This is a genomic window from Streptomyces sp. MBT53, from assembly GCF_016654115.1.
GTDB lineage: Bacteria > Actinomycetota > Actinomycetes > Streptomycetales > Streptomycetaceae > Streptomyces.
In genome coordinates this window covers 1-5,239 of the sequence record NZ_JAEQAZ010000337.1, presented here as the reverse complement: position 1 = coordinate 5,239, position 5,239 = coordinate 1, and the positions used below count along the sequence as shown (strand labels likewise).

General features: G+C 71.5%; 4 protein-coding genes. 2 read left to right on the top strand and 2 right to left on the bottom strand.

Going from position 1 to position 5,239, the window contains the following annotated elements:
* The first annotated feature begins 73 nt into the window (after positions 1 to 73).
* A complete protein-coding gene (locus JHN45_RS50170) occupies positions 74 to 1,204 on the top strand; it encodes an acetyl-CoA carboxylase biotin carboxylase subunit family protein (protein WP_236584994.1) in 1,131 nt (376 codons plus the stop codon).
* Between the two features lie 90 nt (positions 1,205 to 1,294).
* Entirely contained in the window at positions 1,295 to 1,450 is a 156-nt protein-coding gene (locus JHN45_RS50165) for a hypothetical protein (protein WP_200714502.1), read from the top strand.
* Here the strand turns inward: JHN45_RS50165 and JHN45_RS50160 are convergent.
* Complete coding sequence (locus JHN45_RS50160; RefSeq protein ID WP_201056134.1) at positions 1,440 to 4,517, bottom strand: BTAD domain-containing putative transcriptional regulator; 3,078 nt, start codon at positions 4,515 to 4,517, stop codon at positions 1,440 to 1,442. The two genes, JHN45_RS50165 and JHN45_RS50160, sit on opposite strands and share 11 nt — an antisense overlap.
* Positions 4,518 to 4,662: 145 nt before the next feature.
* A complete protein-coding gene (locus JHN45_RS50155; RefSeq protein ID WP_201056133.1) occupies positions 4,663 to 5,169 on the bottom strand; it encodes a response regulator transcription factor in 507 nt (168 codons plus the stop codon).
* Positions 5,170 to 5,239: the final 70 nt, after the last annotated feature.

Below are 5,239 nucleotides of genomic sequence, written 5' to 3'. Positions count from 1 at the left end.
ATCATGCGCCACTACTACTGACGGATCCGCTCCTCCAGAAGCGGTGCGGGACACAGAGAGGGAGGCGGTGACGGTGAATCCACGGCGGGTGCTGCTCCTGGAACCGGACGCCGGGTTACGTACGGCGGCGACGGCCGCGGGCTGCGACACCTGGTCGGTCGAGTGTCCGGCGACCGCCGCGCCCGACACCGACCGACGGCTGTCGGTGGACCTGGACGACGTGGACGCGCTGCATTCCGCCCTGGTGGGGACCGCTCGTACGCACGAGATCCCGCACATCGTGTACCTGGGTGACTCGGAGGTGCTGCACCTCGCCGTCGAGCGGGCGCTTCGGGAACTGTCACCGGCGCGGGCGGAGCCTCTGCGCAGGCTGCGTGATCCCGCGGTCATGCGGCGGATCCTCAATCAGAGCGGGGTGTCCGTCGTCCGGGCCGAGTCGGCCGCCACGGTGGAGGGCGTACGCGCGCTCGTCGAGGACTTCCCGCTGCCCGTGGCCGTCAAGGCCGGCCCGGTGCCGCGGACCACCGTCATCCGGAACCGGGACGACCTGGAGAAATGGGTGGCCGACGCCCCCGCCGGGCCCCATCTGGTCGAGGAGTTCCTGTCCGGACCGCGGGTCAGCGTGGACACGCTCACCCGCGAGGGCATGCACGAGGTGACCGGGATGACCACCGGGACGTACGCCGGTGCCGATCTGCTGCATCCGGCGGTCCTGTCCGAGGCGGCCACGGCCGGGATCCGGACCGCGGTACGGGCGCTGCTGGATCTGGCGGGGCTCCAGTCGGGGCCCGCCCACACCCAGGTGGTCGTCACCGCGGGCGGCCCGCGGATCGCCGCTTCGAAGGCGCGGTTGGGTCCGGGGCCGATCCGCCGCCTGCTGCGGGCGTCGACCGGCCGGGTCCTGGAGGAGGACGTCCTGTCGGCGCTGTGCGGATCACCGCGCCGCCATCCGGCGCCCGGCCGGTCGGCGGCCCTCGCCCGCCTGCCCCTGGGTCACCGCGGAACGGACCTGGCAGCGGCCCTGGACGTCATCGGCGCGATGGACCACGTCGACGGCGTCCGGCCGGCGGAGGCCGATGCGGACGGCCCCGGGCATGTCGAGGTCGTCGTCCACGGCGGTTCCCGCCAGGAGGTGGGCGAACGGCTCGCCGCCGTGCGGCAGAAGTGGGACGCCCTGCGCGAAACGGCACCGACGCAGGGGTGAGGGGGCGGTAACGAGACGGGACCGGGACGGGAAGGGCCGCGACGAGCATGACGACGTCACCTCAAGCGGCAACCGTCACCAAGGAGAAACATGCGCACACTGCTGACCACGCTCGTCGGCGCCCTCTCGGCGGCGGCCCTGGTTCTCGGCGTGGGAGCGGCGGCCGGTTCCGGCGCGACCGCCCCTCACCACACCGCCCACCACGTCGTCGCGGACAATCAGGGACCCACGTCGGTCACGTCCTGACCGGGTCGTCGACACAAGGCGCGCGACAGCCCATGGAGTCGAGCAACTCCGCCGCCGCGCCCCGGTGTTCAAGGGCCCGGGCCGTGTCACCGAGTGCCTCCTCCGCGCAGGCCATCCCGTGCAACGCCCGTGCGCTCTCCGCCCGGTACTGGATGGCGGTGGCGAGTTCATGGGCGTGGGCGTGGAGCGACAGGGCTCTCTCGTGCTCGTTCCGCCGCCGGCAGAAACCGCCGACGAGGTTCTCGACCTTCGCCTGTCGCGTCGGGCTGCCGCTCATCCGCGCGAGCTCCAGCGCCCGGCGCGCGTAGCCGGCCGCGTCCGAGCGGCGGCCCAGGCACTCGTCGACCTCGGCGGAGAGTGCCAGGGCCAGCGCGACGTCTCCCGGCGGGCTCGTGGAGTCGCACATGGCGCGGGCCTCCTCGAGGCACACGCGGGCGTCCTCGTACTCACCGAGGCCGAGGTGGGCGAAGGCCAGATCGGTCAGCGCCATCACGTGGTTGTCGCGGTACTCGAAGGTCCGGTGGAGTTCCAGGGCCCGGCGCGCGGCGGTGGCCGCCTCCTCGCATCGGCCCCACTGCGCGTACAGGGTGCTGAGGTTGGTGAGCGTCTCGGCCTCGGCGCGCGGGATGTCGAGTTCCCGTTCGAGGGCGAGGGCGCGTTCCAGGTGCAGCAGCGCCTCGGGGTGCCGTCCGAGCACGGTCAGCAGCAGTCCGATCGTGGACTCACCGTGTGCCTCGGTGTGCTGGTCGCGGAGGCGGACGGCGACGTCACGTGCCTCCGTGGCCACCTCGAGGCCCTCCTCGAAGTGCCCCAGTTTCCAGCAGGCGACGCCGAGATTGGACAGGCTGACGCTCAGAAGGCCGACGTCCTCCAGCCTCCGGGCGGCCTCGACGGCGATCCGGCCGACGTCCCTGAACTCCTGGAACTGTCCTCGGGCGTTGAGCCTGAAGACGATGTTGCGGGCGAGGCACACCGTGTGGCGGTCGAGGCCGGAGCGGTACGCGAGGGAGATCGCCGCGGTCAGGTTCCCGTGCTCCCGGTCGAACCAGCGGCCGGTGCGTGCCGCGTCCACGAACAGCGGCTGGTCGCCGGGGTAGGGAGGGATGCCGGTGGAGCGGCGCTTGCGGCCGCTGAAGAGCAGCTCGCACGCGGTCTCGGTGATCGTGACGTAGTAGTCGAGCAGGCGTCGGACGGCCGCGCTGTCGTCCCGTGCCGTGTCCGGACCGCACTGGCTCTGGGCGAAGTTGCGCACCAGGTCGTGGAACCGGTAGAGGCCGATGGCGGGTTGCTCCAGCAGGTGCACGTCCAGCAGCCGTTCCAGGACGTTCTCCGCGTCGTGCCGGTCGGTGCCCAGCAGGGCGGCCGCCGCGTACACGTCGATGTCGGCGCCGGGGTGCAGGCCCAGGATGCGCAGGGCGATGCGGTGTTCCTCGTCCATGATCTGGTACGAGAGCCGCAGGGACGCCGCGACGCTGCGTTCCCCCGCGCTCAGCTCCTCGAGCCGGCGGGTCTCGTCGCGGAGCCGGTCGACCATGTACTCCACGGTCCACCGCGGCCGGTTGCGCAGCCGGGCGGCGACGATGCGCAGCGCCAGCGGGAGACGGCCGCAGAGGTGGACCAGTTCGGCCGTCGCCTCCGACTCGGCCGCGACGCGCGTAGTGCCGAGGACTTCCTCGATGAGCAGGGTGCTGTCCTCGTGGGACATCGGGCCGATGGAGACCCACTCGGCTCCGTCGAGGTCGACGAGCCTGGCCCGGCTGGTGATCAGGACCAGGCAGCCGTGCGAGACGGGCAGCAGGGGGAGCACCTGGCCGACGTCGATGACGTTGTCGATCAGCAACAGCAGCCGCCGCTCGGCCAGTTGGGAGCGCCACAGCGCGGTGCGGCCCTGGAGGTCGTCGGGTATTCGGTCACCCGGGGTGCCGAGCGCTCTGAGCAGTACGTCGAGTGCGGTGGCCGGCGAGACGGGCGGCTCGCCGGGGGTGAAGCCGCGCAGGTCGAGGTGGAGCTGACCGTCGGGGAAGTCGGCGGCCACCTGGTGGGCCGCGCGGACGACGAGGGAGGTCTTGCCGCTGCCGCCCATTCCGTCGATCGCCACGATCGGGCTGCGTCGCTGTCCTGCCTCGCCACCGCCGTTGATGCGGTCGACCAGTGCGTCCAGTTCCCTCTTGCGGCCGGTGAAGTCCGAGAGGTCGCAGGGCAGGGTGCACGGGGGTGCGGGCCGGTCGGTCCGCAGGGTGGCGGCAGGAGCGGCGGACCGTGCCGGCGGCTCGGGGGGCGGCGGCAACAGCAGTCCGGGTACGCCCAGTTCGGGGGCCTCGCGCAGGATCGCGGCGTGCAGTTCGCTCAGTCTCGGTCCGGGGTCGATCCCGAGTTCCTCCAGCAGCAGTTCCCGGACCTTCTGGTACTCCTGGAGAGCCTGCGCCTGACAGCCGGTGCGGTACAGCGCCAGGATCAGCTGGCCCCGCAGGGTCTCGCGCAAGGGGTTGTGGGCGATGAGGTCCCGGAGGTCACCGATCAGTTCGGACGCCTCGCCGAGGCCGAGGCGCAGTTCGAAGAACTGCTCGGCGGCGGCCAGCCGGCGCTCGTCGAGCGCGGTCGCGACGGCCTGGATCACGGCGCCTCCCGTGTCCGCCATGACCGGTCCGCGCCACAGCGCGAGCGCCCGGCGCAGTGCTTCCACGGCCTCCGGGGACCTGCCCTCGGCGACCGCGCGGCCCGCTTCGCGGAGGTGGGTCCCGAATTCCGTCAGATCCAGTTCGGTGTCGGTCACCATCGCCCGGTAGCCGGGCCCTTCGGTGACGACCACTCTGCCGCCGTCCGGCAGGCGCCGGCGCAGATCGGCGACGGCCTTGCGTATCTGGTGCGTGGCGGTCGCCGGTGGTTCGTCGTCCCACGCGGCCTGCACCAGGCGTGACACCGGTACCACCCTGCCGGGTTCGAGCAGCAGGGTCACCAGAACCCGCTCCTGGATCGCTCCGCCGAGGCGCAGCCGGGTGTCGCCCAGCCATCCCTCCAGCGGCCCGAGGATGTTGAACCGCAGTGCTCCGTCTCCCTGTTCGGACATGGATGCTCTGTCCCCCCGTCATGCAGAAAGCCCTGGTAGGGGCTCTACAGAGGCCCGGTTAGAGCCTCGCCTCGCGATCATAAGAGGTTTGGGGGGCGAATGGTACGGCGTTGGTCACAGGGTCCCGGCGCGGGTAAAGGTTGATTCAAAGCGGCATCAAGCCGAGTGCGATTCGCGTGAGTTCGGCCTTGTTTCCGACGCTGAACTTCGACCGTACTCGCTTGACGTAGGTGTCCACCGTGTGATGGCTGATCCCGATACGCCGGGCGACCTGTCCATGGGTCATTCCCAGCGCGATGAAACGCAGTACCTCCTGCTCCCGCGGTGACAGCGCGGCCGCCGGGCGGTCCGTCACGGACGCCGTCGAGGAGCGTGCCACCGCCTCGGACACCGACCGCAGCACCTCCTCCGCGGTCGCGTCCGGCCGCACCACGACCACGTCCGGCATCTCGTCCCCGGCGCCGGACCGCGTCCATGTCTCCGGCAGGCCGGCCGCCACGCTCTCCCCGACGACCAGGACATCGATCCGGTCCCCGGCCCCGGGAAGCGCGTCGGCCGAGGTGAACACCACGTCGCAGGACGACTGGGCACTCAGCAGGTGCGCCAGGCCCATGAGAACCAACGGCTGTCGCTCACAAATCGCAGTTCGCATGTGCCCAACATCCGCGCGCGGCTTCCCGATTCGATCCCACCTCGTTCCCGTCCCCCGTTATGTTTTCCGC

Excerpts from the sequence above, each read along its gene's own strand:
- JHN45_RS50165 (WP_200714502.1), top strand. The coding sequence starts at position 1,295 with ATGCGCACACTGCTGACCACGCTCGTCGGCGCCCTCTCGGCGGCGGCC.
- JHN45_RS50160 (WP_201056134.1), bottom strand. The coding sequence starts at position 4,517 with ATGTCCGAACAGGGAGACGGAGCACTGCGGTTCAACATCCTCGGGCCG.
- JHN45_RS50155 (WP_201056133.1), bottom strand. The coding sequence starts at position 5,169 with ATGCGAACTGCGATTTGTGAGCGACAGCCGTTGGTTCTCATGGGCCTG.